General features: G+C 36.1%; 1 pseudogene. It reads left to right on the forward strand.

The features are described 5' to 3' along the window. Positions 1-152 precede the first annotated feature (152 nt). Positions 153-524: pseudogene (locus D0T84_RS23210) on the forward strand (hypothetical protein); the annotation flags it as partial.

A 524-nucleotide genomic window follows, 5' to 3' on the forward strand; every position in this document is an offset into this window, starting at 1 on the left:
ATTTTTATCGTCATTATCGTTTGGTTTATTGGTAAATAATGAGCACTCAACATGACAACCAACGGTCACAGGAGCGGAGCGTATGTAAATAGATAGAAGAAATACTTTTGAGACACCCTCTTTTTGCCTATTCCTAGCCAAAACACAAGGTAATGAAAAAGATAAGAATTAACCTCTCCTACGTTCTGTCAGTACATATTTTGGCATTACTGATAATGTCGCTGCAACGTACCGTATTGCTATTAACCAATACACAGCATATAGAAAATGTAGAAACAAAGGCCGGTTGGATTTTTTCGGCTTTCCTGCGTGGGGTCTGGTTCGATAATGTTATCGCCTGCTACATATCCATATTGCCTTTAGCTGTTTTTTGTATCATCGGGCTATTTAACAAAGTAAGCAAATTAGCTTTTAACATATCCAATATTTATTATCATTGTTGTCCGCTAAAAGCAGAAAGCTTGCCTATTTTAGACATATCCTCTTGTATATCAGTGTTTGTTTTTCGCATAATCAAAAGTAAG

Source organism: Dysgonomonas sp. 521 (assembly GCF_010501055.1).
In the GTDB taxonomy this organism is placed as follows: domain Bacteria; phylum Bacteroidota; class Bacteroidia; order Bacteroidales; family Dysgonomonadaceae; genus Dysgonomonas.